This is a genomic window from Aromatoleum toluclasticum ATCC 700605, assembly GCF_000378245.1.
Taxonomy (GTDB): domain Bacteria; phylum Pseudomonadota; class Gammaproteobacteria; order Burkholderiales; family Rhodocyclaceae; genus Aromatoleum; species Aromatoleum toluclasticum.
The window spans coordinates 93527-119804 of sequence record NZ_KB899492.1 but is presented as its reverse complement, the minus strand read 5'-3'; the positions used below and the strand labels follow the sequence as shown (position 1 = coordinate 119804).

At 64.2% G+C, this 26278-nt stretch carries 24 protein-coding genes, 2 tRNA genes and 1 CRISPR repeat array; of the genes, 10 read left to right on the top strand and 16 right to left on the bottom strand.

The window, feature by feature from the left end; all coding sequences use genetic code 11:
- Positions 1-19: 19 nt before the first annotated feature.
- Positions 20-1681 (bottom strand): putative bifunctional diguanylate cyclase/phosphodiesterase, encoded by a 1662-nt coding sequence (locus F464_RS0103605; RefSeq protein WP_018988410.1) that lies wholly within the window; start codon positions 1679-1681, stop codon positions 20-22.
- A gap of 329 nt (positions 1682-2010) precedes the next feature.
- On the opposite strand from F464_RS0103605, the gene F464_RS0103595 reads away from it, so the two are divergent.
- From F464_RS0103595 to F464_RS0103560, 8 genes are all read left to right on the top strand, one after another.
- Positions 2011-3375, top strand: coding sequence for a tyrosine-type recombinase/integrase (locus F464_RS0103595; RefSeq protein ID WP_026295715.1), 1365 nt, complete (start codon positions 2011-2013; stop codon positions 3373-3375).
- A gap of 95 nt (positions 3376-3470) precedes the next feature.
- Complete coding sequence (locus F464_RS27805) at positions 3471-3740, top strand: DUF4258 domain-containing protein (protein WP_018988408.1); 270 nt, start codon at positions 3471-3473, stop codon at positions 3738-3740.
- Complete coding sequence (locus tag F464_RS0103585) at positions 3737-4189, top strand: helix-turn-helix domain-containing protein (protein ID WP_018988407.1); 453 nt, start codon at positions 3737-3739, stop codon at positions 4187-4189. The genes F464_RS27805 and F464_RS0103585 overlap by 4 nt, the downstream gene beginning before the upstream one ends.
- A gap of 496 nt (positions 4190-4685) precedes the next feature.
- Complete coding sequence (locus F464_RS27800) at positions 4686-4961, top strand: helix-turn-helix domain-containing protein (RefSeq protein ID WP_018988406.1); 276 nt, start codon at positions 4686-4688, stop codon at positions 4959-4961.
- A complete protein-coding gene (locus F464_RS0103575) occupies positions 4955-5419 on the top strand; it encodes a helix-turn-helix domain-containing protein (RefSeq protein ID WP_018988405.1) in 465 nt (154 codons plus the stop codon). The genes F464_RS27800 and F464_RS0103575 overlap by 7 nt, the downstream gene beginning before the upstream one ends.
- Positions 5416-7413, top strand: a complete 1998-nt coding sequence (locus tag F464_RS0103570) for an AAA family ATPase (protein WP_018988404.1) — start codon at positions 5416-5418, stop codon at positions 7411-7413. Before F464_RS0103575 ends, F464_RS0103570 begins: the two co-directional genes overlap by 4 nt.
- Positions 7414-7602: 189 nt before the next feature.
- Positions 7603-8064 carry a hypothetical protein gene (locus F464_RS0103565; RefSeq protein ID WP_157353541.1) on the top strand — a complete coding sequence of 154 codons (462 nt, stop codon included), beginning with the start codon at positions 7603-7605 and terminating at the stop codon, positions 8062-8064.
- A 208-nt stretch (positions 8065-8272) separates the two neighbouring features.
- Positions 8273-8473 carry a hypothetical protein gene (locus F464_RS0103560; protein WP_018988402.1) on the top strand — a complete coding sequence of 67 codons (201 nt, stop codon included), beginning with the start codon at positions 8273-8275 and terminating at the stop codon, positions 8471-8473.
- 173 nt (positions 8474-8646) lie between these two features.
- Here the strand turns inward: F464_RS0103560 and F464_RS29805 are convergent, their stop codons facing one another.
- Both F464_RS29805 and F464_RS30815 read right to left on the bottom strand, forming a co-directional pair.
- Complete coding sequence (locus tag F464_RS29805; protein ID WP_051092243.1) at positions 8647-9192, bottom strand: hypothetical protein; 546 nt, start codon at positions 9190-9192, stop codon at positions 8647-8649.
- A gap of 2 nt (positions 9193-9194) precedes the next feature.
- On the bottom strand, positions 9195-9365 hold the full coding sequence (locus F464_RS30815; RefSeq protein WP_018988400.1) for an LPXTG cell wall anchor domain-containing protein: 171 nt from the start codon (positions 9363-9365) through the stop codon (positions 9195-9197).
- Between the two features lie 796 nt (positions 9366-10161).
- Between F464_RS30815 and F464_RS30810 the strand changes: the two genes are divergently transcribed.
- A complete protein-coding gene (locus tag F464_RS30810; protein WP_157353539.1) occupies positions 10162-10368 on the top strand; it encodes a hypothetical protein in 207 nt (68 codons plus the stop codon).
- A 65-nt stretch (positions 10369-10433) separates the two neighbouring features.
- Positions 10434-12901: direct repeats of the CRISPR family, unit length 29 nt; unit sequence GGGCCTATCCCCGCGTGGGCGGGGGAGCC.
- A 58-nt stretch (positions 12902-12959) separates the two neighbouring features.
- On the opposite strand, the gene cas2e is transcribed toward F464_RS30810, so the two are convergent.
- From cas2e to F464_RS0103505, 8 genes are read right to left on the bottom strand one after another with little or no spacing between them, the layout of a single operon-like run.
- On the bottom strand, positions 12960-13271 hold the full coding sequence (gene cas2e / locus F464_RS0103540; protein WP_018988398.1) for a type I-E CRISPR-associated endoribonuclease Cas2e: 312 nt from the start codon (positions 13269-13271) through the stop codon (positions 12960-12962).
- Positions 13243-14136, bottom strand: coding sequence for a type I-E CRISPR-associated endonuclease Cas1e (cas1e, locus tag F464_RS0103535; protein WP_026295711.1), 894 nt, complete (start codon positions 14134-14136; stop codon positions 13243-13245). Before cas1e ends, cas2e begins: the two co-directional genes overlap by 29 nt.
- Positions 14130-14846, bottom strand: a complete 717-nt coding sequence (cas6e, locus tag F464_RS0103530; protein ID WP_018988396.1) for a type I-E CRISPR-associated protein Cas6/Cse3/CasE — start codon at positions 14844-14846, stop codon at positions 14130-14132. Before cas6e ends, cas1e begins: the two co-directional genes overlap by 7 nt.
- Positions 14843-15574 carry a type I-E CRISPR-associated protein Cas5/CasD gene (gene cas5e, locus F464_RS0103525; protein WP_018988395.1) on the bottom strand — a complete coding sequence of 244 codons (732 nt, stop codon included), beginning with the start codon at positions 15572-15574 and terminating at the stop codon, positions 14843-14845. The genes cas6e and cas5e overlap by 4 nt, the downstream gene beginning before the upstream one ends.
- Position 15575: 1 nt before the next feature.
- Positions 15576-16766, bottom strand: coding sequence for a type I-E CRISPR-associated protein Cas7/Cse4/CasC (cas7e, locus tag F464_RS0103520; protein WP_018988394.1), 1191 nt, complete (start codon positions 16764-16766; stop codon positions 15576-15578).
- A 38-nt stretch (positions 16767-16804) separates the two neighbouring features.
- Complete coding sequence (gene casB, locus F464_RS0103515) at positions 16805-17350, bottom strand: type I-E CRISPR-associated protein Cse2/CasB (protein ID WP_018988393.1); 546 nt, start codon at positions 17348-17350, stop codon at positions 16805-16807.
- Positions 17347-18921 carry a CRISPR-associated protein Cse1 gene (locus tag F464_RS0103510; RefSeq protein WP_018988392.1) on the bottom strand — a complete coding sequence of 525 codons (1575 nt, stop codon included), beginning with the start codon at positions 18919-18921 and terminating at the stop codon, positions 17347-17349. Before F464_RS0103510 ends, casB begins: the two co-directional genes overlap by 4 nt.
- A 3-nt stretch (positions 18922-18924) precedes the next feature.
- Positions 18925-21552 carry a CRISPR-associated helicase/endonuclease Cas3 gene (locus F464_RS0103505; protein ID WP_018988391.1) on the bottom strand — a complete coding sequence of 876 codons (2628 nt, stop codon included), beginning with the start codon at positions 21550-21552 and terminating at the stop codon, positions 18925-18927.
- Between the two features lie 268 nt (positions 21553-21820).
- On the opposite strand from F464_RS0103505, the gene F464_RS0103500 reads away from it, so the two are divergent.
- Positions 21821-22153: a hypothetical protein gene (locus tag F464_RS0103500; RefSeq protein WP_018988390.1), complete on the top strand. Its 333-nt coding sequence runs from the start codon at positions 21821-21823 to the stop codon at positions 22151-22153.
- A gap of 165 nt (positions 22154-22318) precedes the next feature.
- Here the strand turns inward: F464_RS0103500 and F464_RS0103495 are convergent.
- From F464_RS0103495 to queC, 5 genes are all read right to left on the bottom strand, one after another.
- Positions 22319-22394 (bottom strand) — tRNA-Lys (locus tag F464_RS0103495).
- 29 nt (positions 22395-22423) lie between these two features.
- Positions 22424-22499: transfer RNA gene (locus tag F464_RS0103490), tRNA-Lys, on the bottom strand.
- Between the two features lie 69 nt (positions 22500-22568).
- A complete protein-coding gene (locus F464_RS0103485) occupies positions 22569-23555 on the bottom strand; it encodes a response regulator (RefSeq protein WP_018988389.1) in 987 nt (328 codons plus the stop codon).
- Between the two features lie 18 nt (positions 23556-23573).
- Positions 23574-25373 carry a sensor histidine kinase gene (locus F464_RS0103480; RefSeq protein ID WP_018988388.1) on the bottom strand — a complete coding sequence of 600 codons (1800 nt, stop codon included), beginning with the start codon at positions 25371-25373 and terminating at the stop codon, positions 23574-23576.
- 189 nt (positions 25374-25562) lie between these two features.
- A complete protein-coding gene (gene queC, locus F464_RS0103475; protein ID WP_018988387.1) occupies positions 25563-26246 on the bottom strand; it encodes a 7-cyano-7-deazaguanine synthase QueC in 684 nt (227 codons plus the stop codon).
- Positions 26247-26278: the final 32 nt, after the last annotated feature.

Genomic DNA, 26278 nt, shown 5'->3' with positions numbered 1-26278 from the left:
GGATGCGGCGCGAAATCCCTCAATTTCGCGGTCGTGCGAAACGCCGCACGAAGTCTTCGCCGCTCACCGCCTGCCCGTAGAGGTGCCCCTGGAACTCGTCGCATCCCTGGTCGCGCAGGAACACGGCCTGGTCCTCGGTCTCCACGCCTTCGGCGATCACGCGCAGCCCCAGCGTGCGCGCGACGCCCAGCACCGTGCGCACGATGGTGTCGTTGGTGCGGTTGCTGCCGATGCCGCTCACGAAGCTGCGGTCGATGTTGAGCTTCGATATCGGCAGCGTCTTGAGGTTTCCGAGCGGCGAAAATCCCGTGCCGAAACCGTCGATCGACAGCCGGATTCCCATCCTGTCGAGCGTCTCGAGGGCGGGTACGACGTAGGCGACGTCGGAGAGCACCGATTCGCGGAACTCGAATTCCAGCGACTGCGGCGAAATGCCCGTCTCGGCGATGAGTGCGGCGACGCTGTCGGCGAAATCGACGCGTTCGAGCTGGCGTGCCGAGATGTTCAGCGACAGCACCGGCGGCGCCACGCCCGCCGCCTGCCAGGAGATGAATTGCGTGAAGGCCTTGCGCATCACCCATTCGCCGAGCGGGTGGATGAGGCCGTTGTCTTCCGCGATCGGGATGAAACGCTCGGGCTCGACGATACCCAGTTCGGGATCGGTCCAGCGTGCCAGCGCCTCGACGCCCACCACCGAGTCGCCCGAGACGTCGAACTGCGGCTGGAAGTGGAGTTCCAGCGCACCATCGGCGATGGCGCGGCGCAACTGGCGTTCGATCGTCGCGCGCTCGTTCGCGAAGGCGGTCATTTCGGCGGAGTAGAAATGGAACCCGCGGCGTTGCTGGCCGCGCGCCTGCAGCATCGCCGCATCGGCCGCGGTCGCGAGGTCGTCCAGCGTGTAGCCGTCCATCGGGTACAGGCTGATGCCGATGTTCGCGCCGGCATAGACATCGAGATCGTCCACTGCGAGCGGTTTCTCGAGGGCCTTGAGCAGCTGGTCGGCCGTCACGCTGGCGTCGCGCGGGCCGTTGATGCCTTCGATCAGTACCAGGAATTCATTCTCGCCGTAGCGCGCGAACGTGTCCGTTTCGCGCAGGTGCGTCGCCAGCCGCTCCGACGCGGCGATGAGGAAGGGGTCGTTCGGCACCTTGCCTTGTGGCGTTATTTCGACCATGAGCAGCGCGAGCTGACGCGCGTCACGCAGGCTGCGCCGCGCCGCCTGTTCGAAGCGGTCACGCAGCAGCATGCGGTTCGGCAGGCGCGTGAGCGGGTCGTGGTAGGCCAGATCGCGCAGCTTTACCTGCTCCTCCATGATGCGGGAGATGTCGGTGAACACGCCCACGTAGTGGAGCACGTCGCCGGTCGCGTCCCGCACGGTGCTGATCGATAGCCACTCCGGGTAGATCTCGCCGTTCTTGCGGCGGTTCCATATCTCGCCCTGCCAGCGACCGTCGTCGCGCAGTGCGAGCCACATGCGCGCATAGAACTCGCGCCCGTGCCGGCCGGAGCGGAGGATCGCCGGGGTGTGGCCGACGACGTCGCCGGCCGGGTATCCGGTCAGCGTCGTGAAGGCGCCGTTGACCGCCAGGATGCGCCCCTGGGGATCGGTGATCGCGATGCCTTCGGCTGCGTTCTGGAAGACGATGTGGGCAAGTCGCCCTGAGTCCTGGATGGCCGTCATGATCCGCCTCTCGTGCACATCCGGCCATTATGCCGAAGCGGATGAAGGCTGGATTTGCTTATCGTCATATGCCCGCGTCGCGGGCGTTGCGGAAAGCAAAAAGGCCAGCTCCGGGAGCTGGCCTTTTCGGTATCTGGTGGGGGCAGTAGGATTCGAACCTACGACCAATTGATTAAGAGTCAAAAATCCCCCCGAAATTTGGAATTCATCGATATGCATCGGCGAACGTAATGTACTGATAGGTATATGAAATAGTGGATTGATGCACATGGGTGCATGTCGTAGAATGCAGTCTATTCCTACCCAATTCCTACCCAAAGGTGGCCGCCGTGCCCAAGGAACGACTGACAGACACCCGCATCGCCAACTGGCGACCCCCCAAGGAGGCGTTGTTACGCGATACGGAGTCGCATCTGGCGGTGCGCAGCCGTCCCGTTCGTGGGGGGGTGAGCAAGGTTTTCATCTTCATCTCGACGCTGGCCTACAAGGAAATTCGCATCACCATCGGGGAAGTGGGGGCGGTGCCCCTCCCCGAGGCGAAGGCGAAGGCCTTTGCTTGGCAAAAGCTGGTCGACGAAGGGCGCGACCCGCGCGAGGCGCTGCGTGAAGAAGAGGAAGCGCGCGAGGCCGCACGAGCGGCCGCCGCAGCAGCGGAGCTGGCAGCCAAGGCCGAAGCGGAGCACAGGCAGCGTTACACCCTGCGCGCTTTGTGCGACGCCTATGTATCTACACTGGAACGTGCCGGCAAGGTCAAGAGCGCCAGCGCCGCTCGCAGCCTGTTCAAGTGCCATCTGAGCACGGAGACCGCCGGCATGCCGGCCCGCGAGGTCACTGCACATCAAATCGCTGCGGCGGTTCGCAAGGTTCGCGAGGCCGGCAAGGAACGGGCCGCTGGCGTACTGCGCTCCTACCTGTCCGCGGCTTTCAATGCCGCGAAGCGCGCGCCGTTCGATTCCGCTCTGCCTGCCGACCTGATCCCGTTCGGCATCGAACACAACCCCGTCGACGCCATCCCCGCGATTGCGGTCCAGCGCGGCGACCGCACCCTTTCCGTCGATGAATTGCGTGCCTACCTCAAGGCCTTGGGTGACGATCTACCCGACCAGGCCCTGAAACTGGCCCTGTACGCTGGCGGCCAACGCATGGCGCAACTGTTGCGCGCCAAAGTGAGCGACTACAACGCCGACATGGCAACGCTCCGATTGTGGGATGGGAAGGGGAAGCGCCGGACCGCACGCGAACATCTCCTGCCGTTGGCGCCGAAGGCAGCGGGGCTGGTCGCCGGGTTGGCTGAACGCGCCAGAAAACGCGAGCAGGAACGTGCTGACAAGGAGGGTAGAGCACCCGACACGACCGGTCTGTGGCTTTTCTCGACGCACGGCCGCGTGGCAATGACGGGTGAGACGGTGAGCAACCGAGCTGCCGAAATCTCTGCCAACCTCGGTGGCGAATCCTTCGATCTTCGCGATATTCGCCGCACGGTTGAAACCATGCTTGCCGGCCTGGGCATCAGCAAGGATATCCGCGCGCAGTTGCTGAGCCACGGCATCAGCGGCGTGCAGGCCGCCCATTACGACCGACACAGCTATTTGGACGAGAAAGCGGCTGCGCTGACGGCTTGGGAGAACAAGCTGGATGCCATCGAGAAGGGCGTGACTGCGCCCGCCAATGTGGTGCAGCTGCGCAGTGCTTAAAGCAATCTTGAATTTGGTCGATTAACCCATACAATGTACGGTAGGTGACGCCGATTGAATCGTTTCCGCCCTCCGAGCGCCAGGCTCGACAATGGATGCAGGAGGCCGCGGAAGGGCGCCGTCGCCTGCTGTTCTCGCAGCACGCCGAAGAACGGATGCAGCAGCGAAAGATCGGCCGGCGTCAGATTATTCAGGTGCTGCGTACCGGGACCGTGTCCGAGCCGCTGCATCAGGACGTGCGCGGAGACTGGCGATGCAACGTGAGCGGACGCAGCGCCGGGATGTGCCTGACAGTGGGCGTCGTGCTCAAGCAGAAACCCGACGGTGCATGGGTTGTCGTCGCTACCGCTTTCGAGGGTGAATGAAGATGCTGGAATACAAGGACTGCGGACTGAAAGGTATCTGGCTGGCGAGCGGCTACCGGTTCGAGGAAGTCGAGGGCGTCGGCCGTTGCCTCGAAATCGAAGATATCGACGGACTGCATCGTGCCGTTGCGCATCATCTCGTGCATTACCGCAAGCGCCTTTCGGGCCCCGAGATCCGATTCCTCCGCGTCGAGATGGGAATGGCGCAGAAGCGGCTCGCCGATGCGCTGGGCGTGGACGAGCAAACGGTTTCGCTGTGGGAGCGCAGCCGTCGCCGCCCGAGCGTGGCCGCCGAACGCATGTTGCGCCTGCTCTATCTGGAACACGCGGACGGCACGACGAAGCTGGCGGAATTGATCGAGCAGTGGAACGAGACCGACCGCCAGGAAGGCGAGGATCAGTCCATGACCGCGCAGCGGGATCAGGAGAGGTGGCGTATCGCCGCCTGATCGGGCACGCCCCAGTCGCGGCGGCGATGCCATCATGGAGCGGGCAGATTCGTACCATCATGCAGACTTTCGGTGCGCACTGGGCATGCAATGCTGAGGCGAAGGTGAAGTTGTGCCGTGGCGCGGTTTCGGTATGCGTGATCGAGCGCGTCATATCGGTTGATCCGTCACCGGAAAAATTCCGCAGTTACCCGAACGAAGGCGTTCCGTTTCACGCGGGTTGTTTGGCTAAACTTCCGTAACTTGTTGAGTTTCATTTGTTTATTTAAATTGACCGATATTTAGCGGCACCGGTATCATTTAAATAATCTCAGCGCCGCCCTAAAACAAGAAGGGCACCTTCAGACGCTCGCCGTAATGCGAAAGACGAGGAAGGTGGGTAACACTCAGGCCGCGAAGGACAGCTCCCCACGTTTCGACGTGATGTGACCCCTTCGAACGAGTACGTGCCACGCAGTTCGCTGCGTGGGAGGTATTTGCTCGAACAGGACACACTATGAGCGATAAGTTTTCTAAGGCCGCAACGGCCGACTCCAGTTCCATTCCCGCACCCTGGGGCAGTGATGCGCCCCTTGCCTTCCGCAACTATTCCACTGAACAGGCTGCGGAGCTCCTTAAAGTCAAGCCGAACACTCTGCGAGCGGCCCTTTGCCGCGACGGGCACTACTTCGGCCTGAGGCCGATCAAAAGTCCGAATCGCTTCCTGCTGTGGCCTGCCGCGGATGTCGAGCAGTTCATCGTCGCCGGCGGCAAAGGCGGTGCAGCATGCTGACCACTTTGAATCGCCGCGCCGTCGACGGTGCTCAGAGCCCCGACACCGAAACCATTGACTTCGTTGAAGTGGTGGTTGGTGCATCGCATAACGCGCCGACTGCGCCTGTCAGCGCAGACAGGGCAGCGCCGTGCTTGACCAACGCGGCAGCCGTTCAAGCCGACTTCCCGCGTGCAAACAGCGTAAAGGGCGCAGTTCTCGCGGAACTGCTCGCCGGCATTCGAATGACCCACAAGGATGTATGGGAGCGTCACGGATCGTCTCGTGCCGCTCACCACATTTTCAAGCTGCGCGCGGCGGGCTGGTCGATCGAAAGAAATGACATCGATGCTCCGACCTCGGACAGCCGGGTCGCACGGATCGCCGAATATTTCATGTTGCCGGAAACGATCCATGCTGCCGGTGCCGCAGGTCAGCAGTACGTCGCTGAAGTACGTCGCGTGCGGGGTCTGGCTTGAAACTCGTCAAGAACGACCAAAACATTTTTGCGCGCGACGATCGGGTGCGTGCTCGGTCGGCGCTGCAGGCCATCGATGCGGGATGCGAGCGCGTCGAGTGGGTGCGCGTGGGCATGGCCGCCCGCGCGGCAGGTCTCGAGTTCGACGACTGGCACGAGTGGAGTGCGACCGCGTCGAATTACAAGGATGAGGCCGATTGTCGTGCGGTATGGCGTTCGATGAACGGCTCTGGCGTCGGGGCCGGTACGTTGTTCGCAAAGGCTCGTGCTGCGGGCTGGCGCGATACCTCCGCGCGTACCAGCGTAGCGCCGACTCGTTCCACCCTGCGTTCGATCCCGTGGCATAGGTCCTCCACGTTGGCCGCGTTCGACGTCCAAGAGGTGTGGAAGGCGGGCGAGCTCGCAAACGACGAACACCCCTATGTCGCCAAGAAGCGCGGTGATCCGGTCGGACTGCGTGTGTATCGCGGCCCGCTCGTCATCGCGGGTCAGGCGCTGGATGGTGCGCTGATGGTGCCTGCTCTCGGTTTCGACGGTGCTCTCCGCACGGTGCAGTTCATTCCGCCCGTCGGCAAGAAGGTCAATGCGCCGGGTCATTCGATGGATGGCGTGTTCACTGTCGGGCAGCTCGCCCCGCCCGGCGAGGCGCAGACCGTATACGTCGGCGAAGGCATTGGCGTAGCGTGGGCATGTCGGCAGGCGACCGGATCCGCGGCGGTGGTGTGCTTCGGCGCCGGTCGCATGGAGGCTGTCGCGCGCGAAATCCGCATGCGCTATGCCGCTGCGCGTCTCGTGCTCGTCGCCGATGCCGGCAAGGAGCTCCATTGCGCGAGGATCTCGAAGGACGTTGGCGCGTTGTGGGTCGAGATGCCCGCCGGGTCGTCGTCGAACTATGACGCGAACGATTACGCGGCAGACAACGGTCTTGAAGCACTGGCCGCGCTGCTCGCCGCTCCGAAGGGGCCGCCGCAACGCTTCCCGCTTCTGACTGCGGAGGTGCTCGCATCGCAGCCGCCGCTCGAATGGCGGATCAAGCACATCCTGCCCGAGCAGGGCATCGCCGCCGTCTATGGACCGAGCGGCAGCGGCAAGACGTTCCTGCTTCTGAATGCGGCAATGAGTATTGCCGACGGGCTGCCCTGGTTCGACTACAGAGTGCGCGCCGCCCCGGTGACTTACGTCGGGCTCGAGGGGGCGGCCGGGCTGGCGCAGCGTGTGCGCGCCTACCGCAGTACGTGCGGACGCGGTGCAGGCTCCAATGTCCGCTTCATCACCGCACCGCTGTCCGTCTTGGAGGGGGAGGACGTGCAGGAGCTCGGCGCTGCAATTCTCGCGGCGGGTGCGGGTAATGGCGTGGTCATCATCGACACTCTGAACGCCAGCGCGCCCGGCGCCGACGAGAACAGCTCCGCGGATATGGGCGAAATCATTTCCAGCGTGAAGCGGCTGCAGGCCGATGTGGGCGGACTGGTGATCCTGGTGCATCACACCGGCAAGGACTCGAACAAGGGCATGCGGGGGCACTCGAGCCTTTTCGCCGCCCTTGATGCCGCGATCGAGGTTACGCGCGAGGGCGACCGCCGGGCATGGCGTGTCGCCAAGTCCAAGGACGGTGAGGACGGGGTTTCGCGCCCGTTCAGTCTGGCGGTCGTGGAACTCGGCGAGGACAGGGACGGTGAGACGGTGACCAGTTGTGTTGTCGAGCCCGATGTGCAACGACCGAAAGAAGTACGTCGTGCTGCACCGCCTCGTCGCGGGAACATGGGCCTGACCTTCGATGCCATCTCGGCCGCGTTGAAGGACGCGCGCAGCTTCGGTCAGGCGTCCGCCCCGCCTGGGCGGCCCTGCATCAGGTTTGACGAGGCGGTCGCCGTTGCGGCGGAATGTCTTCCCTGCGAGTCGAAGCGCCAGCGTGAGCGCGCTCAGGACGCCATCACGTCACTGGTTAGCCGCAAGAACCTCGCCTTCGACGGTGGGTGGATATGGCTTCCCTGATCAGTATTCCGCGCCTTCCCGTTTTCCCGCCCCCCTATAGGGGGCGGCGGGAAGATCGGGAAATCCCGGCGTTCCCGTTCTTTCCCGTTTTTTCCCGTTTCGGGAATTTCGGGAAAGGGATTTCGGGCATTACGCAGGGTCGCGCAGCGAACGGAACTGTGTAGAACACTGAAGCATGAGGATTGAAAATTGAGCAGCGAGAACCGAAAAATCGGAATGAAAACGGACGGACGTGACGCGAAAGGTCGTTTCACTCGTGGCAATGCCGGCAAGCCGCGGGGCGCGAAGCACCGCGCGACCACACTGGCAATGGAGCTGCTCGAGAGCGGCATCGAAGACGTGGCCGGCGTGGTCGTCGAGGCGGCGCGCGGCGGCGATCTGATGGCGGCGAGGATCGTGCTCGACAAGCTGATTCCCAGTGCGAAGGAGCGGCGCGTCGATCTCCCGGAACTGCCCGATACTGCGACCGCGGCCGGCGTGTCTCAGGCTCAACAGCACATTCTGGAGGCGGTGGCTGCTGGTGCCCTCACGCCGGGCGAGGCAAGCACGCTCAGCGGAATCGTCGAAGCGCGGCGGAAGGCGCTCGAGACGCAGGAGCTCGAAGCACGCATTTCCGCACTCGAGAACATTGACCGTGCGACGGGCAGCTGATGCACGCGGAGGTCTCGATCAAATGGTTGGCGGCGAGCAAGGCAGTTGATGCTCTGATTGTCCCGGACGCGCCGCGGTGCCGGTTCGCCGCCCGCCGCAGCCAGCCGTTCGAAGGCAACGCATTACACGGATCATGGCCGCACCGTCACCTTGCGGCGGCCTTACCTAGGCTTGGTGACTGCGGGTATCGCGTCATGGAGGGCGCTGCATGAGGAATCTCGAACGTCGTATTCAGAAGCTTGAACGGCAAGGAGGTTCGGATTCCGGGGCTGTGGCCTTCGATATCCGCTTTGTCGATGCAGACACGATGGCGGAGACGTCGCGTATCGTCTTCGATGAAAACGGTCACCAGACCAAATACGAAGTGGCAGGTAATGGGGAGTGGAGGTTGGTTGATGAAGCGGCTTGAGAAAAGGGTTGCCGCGATAGAGGCTGCCAGTAGCGGGTATGCGCGTGCTGGTGGCACTGCCACGGATTGTTGCGCCACCTTCGGTTACTCGCTGGAGCAAGCCATCGCAGAATTCGGGTCCTTCCCCGCTTTCTGCTACGCCCTGCTGGAGCGCGGTGACGCGCGCCAAGCTCTCATTCGTCTGTCGAAGGAGGGCGCACCACAATCGAACTGAAGGCCGGAAACAGCCTGTCCGCGTTCAGTTGCTCGATCCAGCGGCGGACGAGCCAAGCGGCGGGAGAGCTCATGAGCGCGACGAAACAGATGATGTCGGCCCACTGCGCCGGAAGGTCGCCTGTCCCGAAGGCCGCCCGCATTTCCGCGTTAAGCCCCATGTCACTGTGCATGATCGAGTCGAGCGCAACGTGCGATAGTGTCCCGAAGAGGGCCGTGCCGACGACAATACCGTGCCGTGCGCGGCCGATGCGATCGACAATTGCGCTCGGCCCATATCGCTGCCACACCTCCCAGATCACAGCGGTCGCGACCGCGATCAGCAGTGCGCCGAGGACGGTGTGCGTGGGGCCATGCAGCGGGCCGTCCAGCAAACCAAGGATCTTGATCCCGGGCTCGAGATCCATCAGCACCTGTGAGCCGGCAAAGACGGCAAACGAGAAGCGACGGCCCAGGGCGGCTTTCCCGAGAGCGCCGACACCGAAGTGAATAGGGGTGAAGGGCACAGTCATTTCCTCCCGAAGAACCAGAAGAGCCCGCCGACGATCAGCAGTCCGACCAGCGAAACAGGGCCGTTGAGCGTGTCGCCGCCGCTGTCTGCGTTGTGCGAGCCGGCGACGGCCAAGGCGACGCCGGGCTGCAGCAATAGAGTGATGACGGCGAGGATGATCGTTTTCATGGCGAGGTCAGTGATTCCGCTTCTATGCTATCCGTATCCTCTGCTGCGCGCGAGCGGATGCCGAGGCGACTCGCTTTCGACGGAGCGCGGCGCAGGTCGTACGAGCGTCGGATCGGCATGATTCCGCGGCACTCGCAAGGAGCGCCGGGGCCGCGTGTTCTCGCCCGCGGGGCGGCCTGCAAAGGATTATTTTCGCGTTTGCCCCCGAAATAGGTCGGATAGGCAAAACGCATACGTGAGCTCACGTAATTTCTCTGCCGTTGTTCGGGTGGCACCGTGCGGCAGAGGAAAATAGATTGAGCGAACGAAGCCCGCGGTGTTCATCGGTGGGCCTTGCACGGCATGGTACGGCCTCGCGTTTGCTGATTCCGCGTCCCTCAGCCGCTCCATGCTGCCCTGCCAAGGCCAAGGTCCACCCATGTGCATCGCGGGTTTCTTGCTGTAGGCGTCCCGAACGACCGTCCGCAGCACGAGAGTTCGCGCGCCCATGTCCGTGGCGGCCCTGCAGAAAAGCGGATGCGCTTGCACTGAGGGGCCGGCGCAGCGGCGTTCTACTGGCGACCGCAGAAAACGGGCAATGGCATGGTGATGCAAGGCGACTGGCCCACGTTATGGGCGCCCGACAGGTAGAACAGTAGCCACGATGGTGCGGTGGGCGTGCAGCTGGACTGCATTGCTGGCCGAAAGGGTAGGTATCACCGCCCTCGGCCCCTCCTATTGCCCGCCGTTCCCTGCGCAGCACGACGATCTCTGCTAGGCTCCGCACGTTAATGCGGACCACATAGAATCACAGTCCATGGAAAACTTTGCGGTACGGCTTCTCATCGGAATCATGGGCCTAGGTATGGTGCTGTACCTGATCGTGCAAGTCCTCAAGGCGATCCACCAGTATCGTGCCCGGCGCTACTGGGAGGCCCGACGCCAGCACGGCGAGAGCGGTTTCTGCCTCCACGATCCTCGTACCGGAAACATCATCCGCGTGAGGTCGCCGCGCAAGCAGTAGCACTTGGCGCGGGAGTTCTCGGCGTATTGCTCGTCATACCTCGGGAAGACCTTCCCAACTTGTCGTCACCTATCCCCGCGTGGGCGGGGGAGCCAATTCGCCCGACTGGTCGCGGATGCCGGAGTCGGGCCTATCCCCGCGTGGGCGGGGGAGCCATCTGCACGGTTACTGCTTGTGCCGTCGCGCCGGGCCTATCCCCGCGTGGGCGGGGGAGCCGCATCGGATGGGGCGCGCTGGAAGCTTCAATCGGGCCTATCCCCGCGTGGGCGGGGGAGCCTCTCTCGGAAAGCTCACGCGCTACGGCCTGCCGGGCCTATCCCCGCGTGGGCGGGGGAGCCACGCCCTCAAGCTGGAACGTATCCGCCGTGACGGGCCTATCCCCGCGTGGGCGGGGGAGCCCGCCGTCGTCGTCTCGCTGGCGTGGCCTAGCAGGGCCTATCCCCGCGTGGGCGGGGGAGCCAGAACGCGGTAAGGGCAGCGTCCATCGTCAAAGGGCCTATCCCCGCGTGGGCGGGGGAGCCGATCTGCCGCGCTCGGCCCAGGCCGAGGCCAAGGGCCTATCCCCGCGTGGGCGGGGGAGCCATGATCCGCCGCACCCATCACGCCATGCGCAAGGGCCTATCCCCGCGTGGGCGGGGGAGCCCTGATCGGCGCGTCTGCGACGGGCATGGTCGAGGGCCTATCCCCGCGTGGGCGGGGGAGCCAGCTCGATCAGCGTCACGACGGCCTTTGCCGGGGGCCTATCCCCGCGTGGGCGGGGGAGCCGCTTACAAGTCGGCCACGGTCCACACGCACAAGGGCCTATCCCCGCGTGGGCGGGGGAGCCGTCGGGCTGGCCGGGCGGCGTCGTGCTGCGTAGGGCCTATCCCCGCGTGGGCGGGGGAGCCACTGCCGCCAATTTCCAGCCACTCCAAACAGCGGGCCTATCCCCGCGTGGGCGGGGGAGCCTACTCAGAATCAGCGGATGCGATGGCTGATCGGGGCCTATCCCCGCGTGGGCGGGGGAGCCGGCCGGCGCGATGCTGCCGGGGTAGTGGGGTCGGGCCTATCCCCGCGTGGGCGGGGGAGCCAACACCGCGGGTGTCGATGATCGGCAACAGTGGGGCCTATCCCCGCGTGGGCGGGGGAGCCTCGCAAACGCACAGTGGGTACCGGATTCCGTCGGGCCTATCCCCGCGTGGGCGGGGGAGCCGCTTACAGGCCGCGCAGTTCGGCGAGCGCGAAGGGCCTATCCCCGCGTGGGCGGGGGAGCCCCGACAGCGGTATTCAACGCACCGTCCGCGAAGGGCCTATCCCCGCGTGGGCGGGGGAGCCATTGCATCATCGACGCGGAACAAACCCACCATGGGCCTATCCCCGCGTGGGCGGGGGAGCCCCTCTGGTGTGTTTGCCGATATCGCACGGTACGGGCCTATCCCCGCGTGGGCGGGGGAGCCGAAGGTCACGACGGCCTCGCCGCTCTTGATGAAGGCCTATCCCCGCGTGGGCGGGGGAGCCGCGGCATTGGCGGCGTCGATTGCGGCGTTGAAGGGCCTATCCCCGCGTGGGCGGGGGAGCCCAGTTGTTTGTCGGGCTGGCCCACTGGACATAGGGCCTATCCCCGCGTGGGCGGGGGAGCCACACTGCATTGCACACCTGAACTCCATACACGGGGCCTATCCCCGCGTGGGCGGGGGAGCCCCGCCTGCCCTTCATCGAGGTAGGTCGCAACGGGGCCTATCCCCGCGTGGGCGGGGGAGCCTGCAACGGGCGCTGTCCGATGTGCAGCAGTTTGGGCCTATCCCCGCGTGGGCGGGGGAGCCAACTTCTGCCAACGCGAAGATTTCCAGCCCGCGGGCCTATCCCCGCGTGGGCGGGGGAGCCTTGGTCGGGTGTTGCGCGACGAGATCGCCAACGGGCCTATCCCCGCGTGGGCGGGGGAGCCATCGATGGGGCCGGCGCAACGGTCGATAACAAGGGCCTATCCCCGCGTGGGCGGGGGAGCCTGATGGGTTCGGCGGATCACGGCTGCTCTCCAGGGCCTATCCCCGCGTGGGCGGGGGAGCCAAGAAATACGGCGACTTTTCTGAAGGTGATGAGGGCCTATCCCCGCGTGGGCGGGGGAGCCGAGCCGACTGAAGCGGATGGCGTGAATGTCAGGGGCCTATCCCCGCGTGGGCGGGGGAGCCCGTCTCGGTTGATTCCTGCAGCAGATTGGTCAGGGCCTATCCCCGCGTGGGCGGGGGAGCCTGCTCGAAATCAAGACCATCCTGAGCGGCGAAGGGCCTATCCCCGCGTGGGCGGGGGAGCCTGGTCATGAGAACGACTGGTATCTGTTCGGTGGGGCCTATCCCCGCGTGGGCGGGGGAGCCTGGCTGACGGGGGCGACGGTCGCGCCGTCCTCGGGCCTATCCCCGCGTGGGCGGGGGAGCCCGCAATCAAAAATGCTCGGGGGGGTGGGAACGGGGCCTATCCCCGCGTGGGCGGGGGAGCCCGGGGAGGCGGCGGAGTACGCGGTGGTCCAACGGCCTATCCCCGCGTGGGCGGGGGAGCCTCTTGAAGTCAAGTTCATGACTTCAAAAGAAAAACAGACTGTACCATCTCCCAAATTGTTAAAGAACTTGGACCTGCCGTCTGGCTCGCGCCACCCACATGCCGTCCAATTCGATCAACTCCTTTGGCGGTTCACCGAGATGGGCAAGTCCGACGCCTCCAGTTTCGTTGTTGTCGCGCCAGACCATAACGATGCTGCCGCGCGGCTCAGAGTCATGCCAATCGGTGAGGACCTTCCAAGTTCGTTCGCGCACGCCTTTGGTCATTCGGGGCGAGACGAAGACGGTGGGTGCAATCTCTAGCATTACGGAGGCGAGAAAACCGCGGAAGCGGTCGGCGACGTCACGCGTTACTATCACTGCCAGCGGCATCGACTTCTTCCATGCGCAAAACGGACTTGATGCTGTCGATCATCGACGGGATCACCGATTTCTTACGGAACACAGTTGCAGCTTCCCGCCGCACTAGGCGATCGATGGTGTCCGGAGCGCCGTCGAGCGCCTTGCGCGCAGCGGCGAATGCGATTGGCAGCGTGATCGAGTCGCGGTACAGGTCCGCGATGTCGAGAACGAAGGATTGACCCGAGTCCTCGTGGATGAAACCGAGCTGCGGGATTGCCGCGAGGGACTGTACCGCAATCGCCGCTGCAGCCTGCACTGCCGTTGCCGCATGATTGATAGCTTGATTCGGTGTATCCGCTGCATCGGGGGCCGCGCGGTCGTAATGTCGACCTTTCCACGGAATACCATAGCGTTCCGCGGTCAGCCGATACAGCGTTTTGACGCGCGAACCTTCGATGCCGCGCAGCGTGTCCAGGTCGCGGTGGGGGAGGATCTCACCCAAGCGCAGGGCGTACATGCGGCGGGCCACAGCGATGCGCCGGCGCGGATTACCCCTGAGTTCCGCCTGACGGCGCGCTACGTCCGACCGATCCGGAAGAAGCGGCGGCGCCGTATAGCTGCGTACGCCATCCATCCCTACCGCTGCCATCAGCGTGCCGTGACGCGCGAGGAGGCGCAGCGCATCGTGCGTGACGCTGCTGCCAGGGCCCAGGAGGATCATGGATACCGCCTGGTGCGGGATCTGGTCGATGTAGGGCGTGAGGCTGTCCTTGCCGGCCATGAAGTGCAGGCAGCCGTCGATGACGCACAGCTCACCACGCTCCAACCACAGCAGACCATGACGGTCTGCATGCGGTATGCGGGCCGTCTCTAACCCCAGGCGACCCTTCAGCATGCGGCGGGCGGGCGCAGCAGCAGCATGCCGAAACCGAATGCGCGATGGCGGCCGACACCCCGTGCGAGCAGGGCTGCAAACCCGATTGGGTCGCGCACCGTGAGCTCGCCGGAAAACAGCGCATCGGGCCCGGTCACTCGCTGGGCGGGGCGCTTACCTTCGGCGGCGCGGCCCTTGCGCAGGCTAGCAGTAAGCTTAAATGCGTCGAGCCGCGCATGTTCGACCTGCGCGGCGTCGTTACGTGCCAGCTCGCGTGCCAGCCATTCTCCATAAGCGGCCTCGCGCGCTTCGCTGAACCCACCATCACCGAAAGTCTCGGCGGCCATCTGGAAGACGTCGCGTTCACGGCCCTCGCGGGTACGCAGCACCGGACGCACGCGTACCTCAAATCCCAGACGTCGACCGGAGGCCCATTCGGCCGGGAAATTGCGTGTGGCGAAGCGGTCCAGTCCGAGCGCAGCATGGACGTCAGGCGCGGCCATTTCGGCAGCCAGTTTTAGTCCCTCGGCGTCGTGCGCGGTGTAGGCCAATAGACCGCGGACATCGCCGAAGTGGCGGAAAGGTTTGGGCGCGGCCTCGCCGAAGGTAGCGGTGAGCAGCGCGTGAAGTGCATAGCCCAGGTCATCGCCGCCTGCAGTCAAACCGAAGCGTGTGGCCCATGCAGCCAGCCTGCGCGGGTCGGGATGGCATTGAATCAGATTCAAGCTCATGCGTCGGCCTCCCGCGACAAAACGCCTTCGCACACGGGGCGCCAGCCACCGTGAACGCCACTGGTCCAGTTGCGTTCATCGCACACATCGAGTTGCCGGCTACCGTGCAACTCGCCCTCGCCGGCCGGCCACAACACGCGCGGGTGCGCATTGGTGGCCAGTGGAGCGGCCTTCTGCAGGGCGGTGAGCAGATCCGGCGCATCGCACCAGCCGGCAAACAACGGTGAAGCGGGGAGACAGGGTTTGCGTCCGAGGAAGAGCGGACGTGCGGGGCGTTGCAGGGCGTCGGCCACCATCTCAAGCGTGGGGGCTTCGTCAGCAGGTTCGAGACGCAAGGCAACCATTACGGCTGCGTCGGCGTGATGATCTCGATAACGCTGCAAAGTCAGAACCTTTTCTCCGGTTTGGTCGGGCCGATAGGATGGACTCGGCTCGCGCCCTTCAGGCTCCCCACTTGTCGTCCACCCTCGGTCATTCATCCCCAATCGAGCAGTCTGATAGTCTCGGAGCCGCGCGCCCGGCCGGTCCAGCCGCGCCCCAAATACGAGCCGCGCCTGCAGCCGATCGTGTTCTGCTGCGTCCTCGCGCCGCCACCCAAGCGCATTCGCGATCAGTCCCGTGAACATCGACTGTGCCGGGAAGTCGCGGATTACGCCGAGGTTGTCGATGGTCTCACCGCCGAAGGCCATCAGTGGCGCTTCGAGGCGCAGCAACAGGTGCCTTGCCATTTCAGCACGCCCCGTCCCGAACGATTTCTGTGATCCACTGGCCAAGTTGCGTGAGCGTGGCACGTTCAGCCAACGGCACTGCAATTTCATCCAGCGACAGGAAGCGTCGCGCAGTGGGCATGCCGTAGGCCGTGTCCAACGCGCCGATTTCGCTCGTCAGCTTACCAACAGCGCGGGCGCGGATCGGAAGCTCGCCCTTGAGCGGGAGCGGGTCGTGGAAGGCTGCGGCGAGGCTGCGGGGCTGCCAATCGCCAGCTTCGACCAATACGAACTTGGCCCAGTCATACGGGGCGGTGGAGCCGCGCTTGGCGCCGGGGCTTACGGTGGCAATGAGATGCAGGAGGTGCTGCGCCACCTTGCCGGCTAGTTCGCGGGTAGCAGGTGCCGTGCTGGTAGCGAAGACGTCCTTCGCATCGATGCCTTCAAGGTTGGCAACGAGCTGCGGTACGTCGATCACGACGTAGCCATAGTAGAGCCCCGATGCGAGCTCGGTGTCGAAGATGCCGGCCGAACCGGCGCCGTCTTCCTCTTGGGCGAAGTCGTCGACCACAGTGAAATAGTCGTTCTCGACCTGCGCTTCATGCACAGTGAAGGCGTGCGCGACCGAAACCGATGCATCGCGATTGGCGAGTGCGTCGGATGTGACCATGCGGCCGAACAGCGCAGATTCGAGACCGCTGCCAAGTTTCATTGTCTCGATGTTCTTCTTTTCCTCCTTGAGGAATTTCCCGACGGCGGCCTTCAGTTCTGCCGGTTCGGAGAAATCGCTCGCGATGTCGCGGCACCGGCGCGCTAGGTAAGCGATTTCTTCGTTGCCAAAGAGAACGGCCTGACCGGTCTGCAAGGCCTTGGTGCCCTCCTTTTTCTTGTCGGCCTTTTCGCCGAACATGGCTTCGAGCAGAGCTTCCGCGGTCGCGAAGGCTCGCGATTCGTCTATCTGTTGTGCCACGAGCCGCTGGCGGATGAGCTCGGCTACGTAACGCGTGCGCGTCGCCATCGGAACGCCCAGTTGTGCCAGGGAAAAGGCGTCATCCGCAACACGCCAGTGGCGCTTGAGGCATTGCGAGGAGATGCGTGTGCGAATCGCTCCGCCGTAGGGCAGACGCTTGGCGAGACCGGCATCGTCACGGTTGAGCAAGGCCGCGGGGTAGGTATGAAGCGTGTGAATCTGAATGAAGCGAGGAAGGCTCATGGTGTTTTCCTAGACGAAGTCGATTGGATGGGTTCGATTCAACGATGGGCGGCGGCGTAATAGCTGCCGGCGATGCGCAAACGGAGCGTCTCGGCGTGCGCTTCTTCGCGGTCCGTGGCGAGGATCAATCCCCCAAATTCCAGCCAGTTAGGGGCGAGCCCGCGACTTGCCATCAGGCGCAAAAGGCGCGGCACCTGCTGGCGGAAGGCGTCTCCGCGTGAAGTAAGAAACCGCGTTACGCGACTTTCGGATACGGCACGTTTGGAGTCTCCGTGCGCGGCTAGTTGCGTGCCGAGGCGTGCCGTTCCGTCGTGGCCTGCGAGGGCGATGCCGTGGGCAATGAGCGCCCAACGCTGCCAGGTCTCAGGTGACCAGTCGTCCGGGGAAATGCCGGCCAGCACCAAAGCGCGAGCTAGCGCGCCGATTTGATGCGGACGTAGACCGTCGGGGTCGAGGCGTGCCAGTGCAGCCTGTTCGCCCTTGTCCAGAGCGGCCGTGTCACCGCGAAAACGCGGCGGCTTCGCGATGACTTGGGCCAGGCGGACGAGCGGGGAAGTGGGCGCCGTCGAATTTTGTTCAGTCATGATGCGGCCTCCTCTGCCGCCGGTTGAGCGCGAAGGTGGAGAGCGAGCGCGGGGAAGTGCTTATCGCCGCGCAAGGCGCCATGAAAGTAGGACAGTGCGCGCGAACGGGCGCGGTAACGCCGCTCGCCACATTGAGGGCCGATTGCGAAGGCGCTGCGCAGCACCGCTTCGGCACGCTCGGCGAGGCCGATCAGCCACGTCAACCGTTCTGCATTGGGATCGCCGGCCTCGATTTCCTGATTTAGGTCGTCGAAGAAGCGCCCGTCTTCGGTGCGTTCAAAAGCCTGCGTGAAGGCTTCGATCTGCTGTTTGGCGGTGCGGCGATCAAAGTCGATCTTGTCGGTTCCTGCTTCGAGAAGGTAAAAGAGCGCGGTGCGAAGCACCGAACCGCGCATCGTGGCCACGTCCTTCACCCTCGCGGCTGCAATCGTCGCAGGTAGGTCTGTCCGACCGCTGCGAAGGAAGGCGATCGATTTCTTCGTGAGCGGAATCCGGCGTTCGTGGTAGCCCTCGGTCTTGCCTTGCCCACGCACTAGGCCCTGTGCGAGTAGCGCGATGCCGGATGTTCCGTCCTCTGGCCGCAGTACTTGAGCGACCGTCTTGCGATACTTCGATCCCCAGGCCAATTCAGCACCGAGGCTGTAGTTGAATCCGTCAGCACCGAGCGTGAGGGCCTTGTCCTCTTCGACAGGAATCCACGCGTCCCCCGTGACACCCTTACGCACCGAAGCATCGACACGTCCCGCCTTTGATCCAGTGCCGCGCGCACTGAGCTCGCAGCATTGACCGACGGTGAATCTGACCCGACGGCATATCTCAATGTAGAGCGGGTCGAGAGCTTCAAAAGCTACACTCTTCGAACCATCCCAAGAGGGTAACCAGAGCAGCCTGAGCCCACCTTCTCTTTTTAGTCCGTGAATCTCGATAATTTCGTCGCGCGCGGACTGCAGCGCCGCGACATCGCGGCGCCACCGCACACCTGTCCCGCCAGCAGGCACTACGCCGATTGCGGGGCGGCTCGAAAAGCCGCCGTTCATACGTGAGATGCCGTAGTTTCCGGCCCCAAGAAAGCCTTCTTGGGTCTGCAAGCTCACCAAGGCAAAGAGCCAATCGTCCTCTTCGGCATGTCGCATTCGCTCGCCTTTGAGGTCGTGGTTCTTCGACGTTACGAGCATGTCGAGCGCATCGGGCGTCGAAATCTCTTTCCACCCATCGAGCTTGCCGCCCGGCACCGGCGCCTGCAGAAAGGCGGGCTTGTCGTGCGGAGTGAGAAGGCTGAAGGCGCAACCGTCTGGATAGTCGGGTGTCAGAGCAAGTAGTCCGGCTCGCCAGTCGGCCGCGTTATCCCACGGCACAGTCCTGCCGGCTTCGTGCAGCGCGAGCGCGGCCAGTTGTACGAGCAGCGCGTGCCATGGGTGACGCTGATGCGGGCGCAGGGCGGGGTAATCGCGCACGGCGTCTTGGCCGAGTAGAACGAAGAGCTCTGGCAGCGACACCTTTTGCAATTTGCCTTCCAAGTCGCGGATGCGGATCAGGGGCTCATCGAGCAGGTTCAGGCGGGGGCTCTCCATGCATTACTCCGGGGTGGCGGGTTGCGCGAGTCTTTCGAGGCCAAGGCGGCTGTATCGATAGCGTGCCTCGCCGAGGCGAAAGGTGAACCCTCCGCTTTCCGCTTCTATGTCTTCTGACTGGGCTTCCAGCGGAAGTCCAACGGGAAGAAGGTGGTGCCGGATCGGCAATTCACGAATGCGGTTGCCGAAGGGGCCAAGCGGAGGCGGGTAAAAGTTCACGACCCGGTCAGCGGCGCCGAGGCGGGTGGCGAGTTTCACCTCTTTTGGGAAAGCGAGTTCGGCGAACGCCGTGTCCAACGGCAGCAGCCCGAGCTTGGCGCTGGTGCGACGAGCGCCGGTATCGCCGTCGATCTGCTGACCATGCGCCGCCCAGGCTTCGCCCAGCGCCGCCATGGCCTGAAGGGCGTCGGGATGGGTGGCAGACTCGACCAATCGCCGGTTGTCGGCAGGGATGCGGACGTGCGGTTCGCTGTCGATCAGCTGGCGCGTCGCTTCAAGAGTGCGCACATCCGCATACACCCCGCCACCGTCCCGGAAGCGGCCAAGGCCGTGTCGCGGGCGGGCAAGATATGGTTCTAGGTCGCCACCCGATGGCGCCAACACGACCACGCGTGCCTCGCGGAACGGCGTCGGTCTCGCCTCGGGTGGGCGCAGGTGACGGTGCAACCGACCGATGCGCTGCAGCAGCACATCCATAGGGCACAGGTCGGTGATCAGAAAATCGGCGTCGAGGTCCAGGCTTTGCTCGAGCGTCTGCGTTCCGACTACGATCAGCGGCCCGTTCGGCCGCTTCTTGCCGAGCTGGGTTTCGACGGCCATATCGAGCATTGGACGGTCTTCGCGCGAAAAACGGCTGTGGTGCAGGGTGATGACCCCAGCGTGACCAAACAGCAAGCTGGCGTCTGGTGTGGACGCTTCCAGCGCAGCAAGTGTGGCGACAGCGGCCGGCACGGTGTTGCGGATCACTAGCACGCGGGCACCTTGTGCAGCTGCGTCGAGCGCGAGCGCGGCGACACGGTCGACGTCATCGATGGCATCCTCGCATCTCCAGGCGACGCATTTCTCGCGCTGAGCGCCGCTTGTGGCGCGCAGGCCCGTGACGTCGCTGATTGCCGGATAGGGCATCGCGCTCGCTTGGGCGAGCGTCGGAGTTTGCAGTGCCTTGCGTGTGCCGGCAGCAAGGTAGCGCGCGCGGGCCGCCGCACCGAGGGTCGCCGACAGCAGCAGCGTGTGGCCGCCGAGCGCAACCTGCGCAGCAATCAACTGTTCGATCAGGACGCCCATGTAGGCGTCGGAGGCGTGCACCTCGTCGATTACCAGAAGCGAACGCGCGGCCAGCGCGTGGCGCAGGTGGGCGTGCTTGACCTGCAGTGTGCCGAGTAGGGCCTGATCGACGGTGCCGACGGCAACCGGCGCGGCGAGAAAACGCTTGGCGCTTTCGCCCGCCCACCGGCGGCCGGCGTCAGCATCGGAAGGCTCGTCGCTCCACAATACCTTGAAGTCGGGCAATGCCTGCGCAGTCTCTCCGTCGGCTGCTGCGTAACCAGAAAGCGCGCGCACCGCGACTGGTGTGCTTGTGGGCCAAACGCGCGCGACGGCATCGCAAACGCGTCGGTAGGCCTGTGTGGCAGCGACCCGGGTCGGTAGCGCGAAGTAGAGACTATCGACGTGGCCCCGCTCGAAGAGATGAAAGAAGCGCCACAACGCAGCTTCGGTTTTGCCGCTGCCAGTCTCGGCTTCGAGTGCGACGACCCTACCAAGTGCCACGTCAGCCATCGCTGCTTGAGAAGGATAGGCGGCGGGGGCAGCGAACACGTCGGCGAAAGATGGCAGAGTGTGCTCGAGTTGCTGCCGGTATGGTTCCGCATCCAGCCCGATATCGCGCACCGCGTCGCGAGCGCGCGTACGGCTCGTGACTAGGCGGTCCTCGCCGCATTCCGAGAAACGAAAGAACCGTGTTTCGGACCCCAGCCAGTCGGACAGCTGCACCAAGCCTGCGAAATAATGTGCAAACCGCGGGGTATCAGGCAGGGGGAGTCCCCCTTCTGCGAAGGCCCTTGGTAGAAAACGCTTCAAGGTCGCGCCGATGCAATCAAGTTGCTCGGCGGGATCGTAGCCATCGTGTGCCGTCCAATGGATCCGCGCGTTGAACCAGTCAGGAGCTTCGGCGATCGGGCGGCCGTGGTGCGCAATGCTTGCGCGCAGGAGGTTGTTCAGCGTTTCAGGACTACCCCATTCACACATTTCCAGGAGGGGCAGGCGCAGGAGCAGTCCTTCTGCTTCCTCGCTGTAATCGCTCGCCTCGAGCAGTGCGACTGCCTCAGCACCGTGCCCGGCGGACAGCCTGCCACGCGGCCGTTCGTCGTTAAGCCAGCGTTTGGCCTGAAACCCTGCATTTGCTTTACCAAAGTCGTGAAGGAAGACGAGGGTGGAGAGTCGAGCAATGTCCTGCTCATCCAGCGAGCGACCTGCGCCAGTTTCAAGCGATCGGCGGATCCCCCGGCAGGTACAGAGCGCCTCGAAAACCGCCGCGACGTCCGCTAGATGATCGACGAGTGGGTGCCACGTCACACCGTCGGGGTGGCGGTCAAGCTTACCGAACGCGCAGGCTTCGCTCAGGTCTTGGTTCATCGGACTCCGTTGGCGCGGTATCTGCTGCTTCAGTAGCTTACTCTATGCCGCTGGATTATACGATGGGCAATATGTTTGCCAGAATTGAAATCGATACGCCTACCAGGCGCGACCGATCGATCGCGCATACCCAAAGCAACGGCTGGTCTGGGAAGGGCATTGGCGTCCTTGGCGGCAAGTCCGGCGACAGGGGGGCGACGCGACGCGGGGGATTGCAGGCGCGATGCTGAAGGCGGGATTTATGAACCAGTGACGAAGGGGTGCGGAAATGAATCGTGAGCAGCAGCGATTGCTGCGCGACACCATCGCCAAGGTGCGGCGCCGACGCAGGTGGGCGTGGTGGGAGTTGAAGCGGCAGATCTTCGACGCCGGGTATCAGACCTGGTATCCGGCGCAGGACCACTTTCTGCCCGCAGTGGAGCAGGCGTTCCACGCCTTGCCCGACGAAACGCTCGAGGCGCTGATCGCGGCATGGCGAAAGGCCGGCGGGGCGAATGCGAGCGGTGAGGACCGCAAGATCCTCGATCTATACCCCGCGCTCATCATGGAAGAGCTCGTGGAGCGCGCAAGGGCGGCGGCATATCGCACCATTCACTGGTGACGTCTTCCCGTGCAGCGAGTCGGTACGGCGAGCTTGCAGCGGACACGGGAGCAACCGGAGTTGCCTCGGAAGCGGTCGACGATTTTTATTCCTACCCAATTCCTCCCCAATCCCCAGAAAAGCAAAAGGCCAGTTCCGAAGAGCTGGCCTAAGTGCTTGATTATCTGGTGGGGGCAGTAGGATTCGAACCTACGACCAATTGATTAAGAGTCAACTGCTCTACCAACTGAGCTATACCCCCGGAGTTCTGCAGGAAGTTCCACCATTCGGTGGTAGGCCGTGCGGGATTCGAACCTGCGACCAACGGATTAAAAGTCCGCTGCTCTACCAGCTGAGCTAACGACCCCCCGTGCAGAAGGATCCGAATTTTATGCAACGACTCGAGGTCCGTCAAGCAATTGTGACAGGAAATGCGTTATCCGGCTCCGAAGAGGCGGCGGAACCCTGCGCCGAGCGAGGCCATGAAGCCGCCGCTCTTTGCCGCTGCGGCCGTTTCGGCGTGCGGCGCGGCCTGCCGCACGTCGGACATCAGGGACTCCATGGCGCCTGCCGAGGTGGCCTCGACCGTGTGGCGGAAGGTCAGGGCCGGGTCGCTCGCGAGCGCGCTGTGCTTGCGCAGCGCCGACTGCAGCACGAGCTTCAGGTAGCCGGTGCGGATGGGTTTGGGGACGAAGCGGTAGATCTGGCCCTGGTTGATCAGCGTTGTGATGGTGTCGGCGTCGCTCTCGGCCGTGAGCATGACGGTGACGATCTCGGGGTGCTTGCTTTTCATCAGGCGCACGAGCCGCGTGGCGTCGATCGAGCCCACCCGGGTTTCGGAGATGATCACCGATATCGGCTCGGCGTTGAGGATTCCCACCGCGTCGGCAAGGTTGCGCGTGTAGGAGACTATTGCGCTCGCCCCGACGAGATCGGACACGGCGCGTCCCATGTCGGGGTCGTCGTCGATGACGAGGATGCGTTCGCCGTTCGCAACGATCGGCGCGTCGTCGGAGACCTCCGGGGCCGGTGCCTCGACGGGCTGGGTTTTTGCGATCGTGATGGCCTGTGCGACGACCTTGGGGAGTTCGGAGATGTTCCACGGTTTGTTGATGAAGCGGAACACCTCGCTTTCATTCACCGAGCGCACGATCGCCTGCATGTCCGTGTAGCCGGTCAGCAGGATGCGCATGGTGCGCGGCGAGAGCCTGCGCACTTCGCGCAGGACCTCGACTCCGGTCATCGCCGGCATGCGCTGGTCGCTGATGACGACGTCGAAGTCATGCTGTTTCACGAGTTCGAGCGCTTCGGCGCCGCCGGTCGCCGTGAATACCTCGAACTGTTTCTGCAGCAGCCACTGCAGGGAGCGGACTATGCCCGGTTCGTCGTCGACGCAGAGCACCTTGCCGGCCAGTCGTGTCATGGGTTTCTCCTGCCTGCGTCAGGCGGCCTTGGCCAGGGGGGGCTGCTGGCGCACGGGCAGCGTGACGGTGAAGGTGGTGCCGACGCCGACGCGCGTGCTGACGCTGATATCGCCGCCGTGTTCGGTGACGATGTTACGCGCGATGGCGAGACCGAGACCGGTGCCTTCGCCGGCAGGCTTGGTCGTGTAATAGAGGTCGAAGATATTCGGTAGCACATGGTCCGGGATGCCGCGGCCGTTATCCTGCACCTCGATGCGGACCTTGTCGCCGGCAGCCGAGCTGCGGACGCGGATGCGGCCGGGGCCTTCGATGGCCTGGGCGGCGTTGTTGATGAGGTTCAGGAACACCTGGTTGAGCTGCGAGGGGTTGCATTCGACCTCGGGCAGTTCGCCGTATTCCTCTATCAGTTCGATGTTCTTCGGGATCACCGTCTGCGCGATGTAGGCGACGGTGTGCAGGGACTTGTTGAGGTCCGCGTTGGTCGTTGCGGCACGGTCGAGGCGGGTGAAGTCGCGCAGGTTCACGACGAGTTCGGACATCTGGTCGATACCGCCGAGGACGTCCTTGAGCATTTCCTGCAGCATGGCGACGTCGACATTGCCATCCTGCAGCTTGTCGAGGTTCGCCTTGAGCTGCGACACCTTGATCGTGACCTTGTCGCCCTCGACGTCCTCAAGGATGGAGGAGAGCCTGCCGGCGACCTTCATCGGCAGTTCCATGCTCTGGAGCGCGTCCTTGACCATCAGGATGTTGTTCTGCGAGAACGCGAGCGGGGTATTGAGCTGGTGAGCGACGCCCGCGACCATCTGGCCGAGCGAGGCCATCTTTTCCGATTGTGCGAGCTGCTGGTGCACCTGGGCGCGGTCGGCTTCCTGCTGCTGGATGATCCTGTCGGCGCGCGTCACGATCACGAGCAGCGCGCCGAACAGCAGGGCCAGCAGGGCCGCGATGGTGGCAAGCTGGCGGTGGGAGGTGGCGTCGACGGCGGCCTGGTTTTCGGCCCCGGCGGCTTCGAGCTTCTGCTGGTTGCCGGCCGCGGTGGCGCGGATCTGCGCCGAGGTCTGCTGGATCTGCTTCAGGAAGGGCGTCACGTCGGAATACACCTCGAACACGCCGACGATGCGCGAGCTGCCGGGGTCGAGGACGGGCAGGTAGCTGCTGATCAGGTCGCGGTTCTCGACCACGCCCTCGAAGGCGCTGAACTTGCCGCGGTGAGTGAGTTCGCTCTTGGGCACGCCGTCGAAGGCGGCGCTGCGCCAGCCTTCGTTGGTGCTCTTGTCTTCGCCCATTTGCGCGTGCTCGGACGAATACACGGTGATGCCGCGCAGGTCGAACACCTTGATCTTGAACACGGTGCTCTTCTTCATCGAGTCGAACACCTTTGCGTCGATCGCCTTGAAGCCGGGCAGGGTCGTGATGCGCTTGCCGATGTCGGCGAAGCAGGCCTTCTTTTCGGGCGGTACGGCCTTCTTGCCCTGGTCGTCGGTGATATCGGCGATCGCCTGGCAGCCATCGACGTCGATGGCCTGGACCTGGGCGACGAAGGGGGCAAAATCCTTCTCCCACAGCGCGTTCGCGAACAGGCGCGTGAGGTTGACGTTGCCTGATTCGTGAATCGTTAGCAGGTCGCGCCGCGCGGATTCTTCCTGCTGCTTCGCGAAGGATTGCTGAACTTCGCCGAAAAAGGTCCGCTGTTCGTCACCGGTCTGGCGGAAGAAATTGCCCTGTTGACGTTCGAAGTAGATGAGGCTCAGTGCGACGAGGGCGAACATGCCCAGGCTGGCGAGCGTGAAATACCGGACTAGACGGAACTGCATCGAAAGGCCTCCCGCAAGGACGCAAGGTCACAGCAGGACATGTTACAAAACCTTTCTGCAATCAGGGATGACTTATGTCAAAGGGTTCTGACGGGCCACCTATGACGAAATGGGTGGCCGGCCGGGGACGGCGGACCCGCCGCAGGTCATGATCGGCAGGCAACGGCCGGGGCCGTCCGTGATCAGACCTTACGCATACCGCGTGGGGTCCGGAACTGCGGCCGCCTCGAAGCCCGCACGGCGCAGGCGGCAGGCGTCGCACACGCCGCATGCGTGTCCGGCGTCGTCGGCCTGGTAGCACGACACGGTCTGACTGTAATCGACACCCAGGGCGCTGCCGCGGCGGATGATGTCGGCCTTGGACAGTGCGATCAGCGGAGCGTGGATTGCGAGGTGCGTGCCCTCGACGCCGGCCTTGGTGGCTAGGTTCGCCATCTTTTCGAAGGCGGAGATGAATTCGGGGCGGCAGTCCGGGTAGCCGGAGTAGTCGACCGCGTTCACTCCGACGAAGATGTCGTTCGCGCCGAGCACCTCGGCCCAGGCCAGCGCGATCGACAGCATCACGGTATTGCGGGCCGGGACATAGGTCACGGGGATGCCGGTGGAGCTGCCTTCGACGGGAACGGGAATTTTCTCGTCCGTCAGCGCGGAGCCCCCGAACTGCCCCAGTTCGACGCTCGCGACGCGGTGCTCGCGCGCGCCGAGTGCGGCAGCGACACGCCGTGCAGCGTCGAGTTCGGCCGCGTGGCGCTGGCCGTAGGCGACTGACAGCGCGTAGGTCTCGAAGCCCATGTCGCGCGCGATCGCGAGGCAGGTGGCGGAGTCCAGTCCGCCGGACAGCAGGATGACGGCGCGCTTGGGATGGTCGGTCATGGGATGGGGCTCCGGGGGGAGGCGAAAACTGA